This is a genomic window from Streptosporangium sp. NPDC006007 (genome assembly GCF_040614315.1).
Lineage (GTDB): Bacteria > Actinomycetota > Actinomycetes > Streptosporangiales > Streptosporangiaceae > Streptosporangium.
In genome coordinates this window covers 1-1,099 of record NZ_JBEXUG010000116.1, presented here as the reverse complement: position 1 = coordinate 1,099, position 1,099 = coordinate 1, and the positions used below count along the sequence as shown (strand labels likewise).

General features: G+C 33.3%; 3 protein-coding genes. All 3 read right to left on the bottom strand.

From position 1 onward, the window contains the following. Positions 1–135: 135 nt before the first annotated feature. Entirely contained in the window at positions 136–420 is a 285-nt protein-coding gene (locus tag ABZ194_RS30410; RefSeq protein WP_351515821.1) for a hypothetical protein, read from the bottom strand. Next, positions 392–562, bottom strand: a complete 171-nt coding sequence (locus ABZ194_RS30405; RefSeq protein WP_269889312.1) for a DUF1655 domain-containing protein — start codon at positions 560–562, stop codon at positions 392–394. The genes ABZ194_RS30410 and ABZ194_RS30405 overlap by 29 nt, the downstream gene beginning before the upstream one ends. A 71-nt stretch (positions 563–633) precedes the next feature. Next, on the bottom strand, positions 634–1,099 hold a 466-nt coding region (locus ABZ194_RS30400; protein ID WP_355600451.1), incomplete at its 5' end, for a hypothetical protein.

Sequence of the window (1,099 nt, the reverse complement as noted above, 5' to 3'; positions counted from 1 at the left end):
CTCGTTTAAGTCTTATATGCAACTTTGGGGCTTTAGTTTCATTGACAATTAATATTTTTCTTACTTCAGCACGACTAGGTTTAACCAACCAAGTAGGTAGTATTTCTGTGCTTATAACGTCCATTTTTATAAATTTCATACTTTATCTCTTTTCTTAGTTTCAGCTTGTTTTTTCAGTTTCCAACTTTGTGCAAACTCATGAGATACTTTGATACAAAGAGGAGCTTTATTTTGATTGAAAATAATTACTGTTTTTTTGTTTTTTATGCTTTTTAAAAAAACTTGATGTCCAATTTCAGAATTCATTTTTACAGAGAGAATTAAAAAATGTTTATTTTCAAAAGTTCGTGCTTTCTCTAAATCTTCTATTTTGAAAGTAGATGATTGCATTTTAAGCCTCCAATTCCACTTGATAGCCATTCCCCATAAAAGTAAAGGTAGCTACGCTTTTACCATCAAAAAGTTTGTCAGTGACATCATCCACTTCAATGTGGTGTCTCGATTTTGCTAAGCACTGTGTGAATAATAGCTTCGCTTCATCAATGGTTATAAATTCTGTCATTTGTGTTTCTCCTCAAATATGTTATAATTTGAGTAAAGCAAAACTCATGAAGAGCTTGCCTTACTTATAGTTTAAAAGTCTCTACTTTGGTCGGTGTGGACTTTTTTTATTGTCATTGTTGCTTTAATAGCAACTTTGAGTGGTTCGTAATCGGAACCAGCTTCAATCATGGCTATTGCGATACTTTCAAGCATTTTGTAACGTTCCATTTCCACCGAATCAAGGAGGTCTAGGAGCGTTTTTTCTTTTCGCCAGTCAGTATCTCTAGCTTGAATTTGCTTCTTTGTCAGTCCTGTTACTGTTGTAGCAAGCAAACTTCTAATAATCGTATGCCATGTATTACCATGTCGTGAGTAATGATTCCACTCAGAAATAGCTTGATGAAGAGTAATTCCTTTCGGCTTTTCAACTGCTCTTGCAATTTTTCTTGCATAGAGTTCCTTCTCCATTTCATCAAATCGTTTTACAAGAGCGATTTTAAAATTTCTAACTACTTCTGTATTATCCAGATAAGTAATCATCAAAATGGCTTGATTT